General features: G+C 72.0%; 2 protein-coding genes. One reads left to right on the top strand and one right to left on the bottom strand.

Going from position 1 to position 2,595, the window contains the following annotated elements:
- Nucleotides 1-1,465 (bottom strand): tyrosine-protein kinase domain-containing protein (locus tag HGA02_RS15980; protein ID WP_168680079.1); only part of this gene is annotated, 1,465 nt, incomplete at its 3' end.
- Between the two features lie 409 nt (nt 1,466-1,874).
- Between HGA02_RS15980 and HGA02_RS15975 the strand changes: the two genes are divergently transcribed.
- Nucleotides 1,875-2,327, top strand: coding sequence for an FAD synthase family protein (locus tag HGA02_RS15975; protein ID WP_168680077.1), 453 nt, complete (start codon nt 1,875-1,877; stop codon nt 2,325-2,327).
- Nucleotides 2,328-2,595: the final 268 nt, after the last annotated feature.

Here is a 2,595-nt window from a genome sequence, read left to right as displayed (position 1 = left end):
CCAGCGCGGGCTCCGCACCGGCCGCCGCGGCCGGTGCGTCGGTCGGCGTCGGGGTTCCGCGACGGCCGGCCCGGCGACGCCCGCCACGCTGCCCGAGGGACCACGCCTTCGCGGTCGACTGCGGCGTCGAGCCGTACGTGTAGACCGCGCCGGACGCCTTCGCGGAGACCTGGTTGAGCAGGAGCCCGAGGACGCGCGCGTCGACCGCGGTGAGCGACGCGAGCGCGTCGGAGAGCTGCGGCCGGTGCACGGTCCGGCAGCCGACGACGACGAGCGCGCCGTCGGTGAGCCGCGACAGGACGGCCGCGTCGGTGACGGGCAGCAGCGGCGCGGAGTCGAGCAGGATCACGTCGTAGCTCAGCGCGAGGCGCTGCAGGAGCCGGCCCATCGCGGGGGAGTCGAGCAGCTCGCTCGGGTTGGGCGGGATCTGCCCGGCGGGCAGCACGTCGAGCGAGCCCTCGCCCCACGGCTGGATGACGTCCTCGGCCGTCGCCTCGCCGATGAGCACCGTCGTGAGGCCGACCGCACCCTCGATGCCGAGGTAGCGGTGCACCGACGGGCGGCGCAGGTCGGCGTCGATCAGCAGGATCCGCTGGTTGCCCTCCGCCATCGCGATCGCGAGGTTGATCGCGGCGGTCGACTTGCCCTCGGTCGGCAGCGACGACGTCACGACGATCGACCGGCTGGGGCCGGCGATCGTGAGGAACCGCAGGTTGGTGCGCAGCCGACGGAACGCCTCGGCCTGGTCGCCGAACGGGTCGCGGCGCATGAGCAGCGGGCTCTTGCGGTTCTTGCGGTCCCAGCGGACCGACGACAGGACGGGCGTGTCGGTGACGCGCCGCAGGTCCTTCATGGAGCGGATGCGGGTGTCGAGCAGCGTGCGGGCCAGCGCGATCACGACGCCCGCGATCAGGCCGAGCGCCATGCCCGTTGCGGCGTTGAGCTTGGTGTTCGGCGCGAACGCGTACGACGGCGGCGACGCCTGCCCGACCAGCGTGATCTGGACGTTCGGCTCGCCGTCGGCCGAGTCGCCCTCGAGGTCCTCGACGGCGACCGCGAGCTGCGTCGCGACCGCGTTGGCGATGTCGGCGGAGCGCTGGGGGTCGCCCGAGACGACGGAGATCTCGAGCATCGTGGCGTTGAGCAGCGCGGACACGTTCACCGACTTCGCGAGCGAGCGGCCCGTGGTGTCGAGGCCGAGCTGCTCGATCACGGGGTCGAGCACGTAGGGCTTGGTCGCGAGCTGCGCGTAGTTCTCGATGCGGTTGAGCGCGTAGGTGGACCCCTGGACGAGCTCGCCGGGGGAGCTCGTGCCGGTCGCGGTGACGTAGACGCTGGACGTCGCGCGGTAGCTCGACGGGATCGTCGTCGAGTAGGCGTAGCCGGCCGCGAAGCCGAGCGCCGCGAGCACGCCGATGAGCAGCCAGTGCTTGCGCAGCGCTGCGAGGTACTCCGCAGGCTCCATGCCGATCCCCTCTCGTTCCGGTGCACCCCTGTGCAGGACGTCCACCGGGGATCACCGTCGCCCGAGCTGCCCCCACCCCGTGGTCAGTGCTCTTGATTGTCGACGATCCTGCCTCGGAAAGAGCCGTGGCGGTGTGGGCGAAATGTGAAACCTCGTGGGTTTTCGCCCGGTCGGCCCACCGTGACGCCGCAGGTCCACCCGATCGCCGCGCGGCAGGAGCCCGATCGTGGCGCCGAGCCGGACAAGTGGGTGAAAAACGGTTCGTGCGGGTGACGTCGACGGAGCGCTATGTCCGGGTTGGGGGGATTCCCTCTACAGTCGGCTGGTCGGGCTGCGGCAGTGCAGCCCGCGACAGGAGGTCCTCGACGGCGCGGGCCCGTGGTCCGTCTCGTCAGCAGGAGGGTGTGGCATGGCACGCATCGTGGGGTACGCGCCGGGCGCGTACGACCTCTTCCACGTGGGGCACCTCAACATCCTCCGGCACGCGAAGCGCCGCTGCGACTACCTCATCGCCGGCGTGGTCGCGGACGAGGTGCTCGAGCTCACCAAGGGCCGCCGGCCGATCATCCCGCTCGCGGAGCGCATGGAGATCCTCAAGCACATCTCGTACGTCGACGAGGTCGTCGCCGAGGTCCAGCCCGACAAGGTCGAGACCTGGCGCAGCGTCGGGTTCGACGTGATCTTCAAGGGCGACGACTGGCGCGGCACGCCCAAGGGCGAGCGGCTGGAGCGCGACTTCGCGGCGGTCGGCGTCGAGGTCATCTACTTCCCGTACACCGTGCACACCTCGAGCACCGCGCTGCGGCGTGCGCTCGCGGCGATCGACGGCCCGGAGGAGCTCGTCGCGTCCGAGGTCGGCTGACCCGGACCACCAGACGCCCGCCGTCGCCGCGGCAGCCCCGGCCGGCCTCGCCCGCGGGCGGTGTCGGCGGGGGCTCGTAGACTCGTCCTGCACCCCGGATCCACGCGGATCCGGGGCGTTCGTGCTGTGCCCGGACCGGGCCACCAGCGCTCCGTCGAGCCCTCCGCGAAGGAACCATGGACCTCACCGGCCTGCTGCCCGCGCTCCTCGACGACCGGCGGTTCCAGGACCTCGTCGACGACGCGAAGCGCATGGTGCAGCGACGCTG

The organism is Cellulomonas septica, from assembly GCF_012396155.1.
GTDB lineage: Bacteria > Actinomycetota > Actinomycetes > Actinomycetales > Cellulomonadaceae > Cellulomonas > Cellulomonas septica.
This window is presented reverse-complemented; position numbering and strand designations above follow the sequence as displayed.

What these genes read in the sequence shown, in the direction of transcription:
- HGA02_RS15975 (WP_168680077.1), top strand. Translation starts at nt 1,875, where the DNA reads ATGGCACGCATCGTGGGGTACGCGCCGGGCGCGTACGACCTCTTCCAC.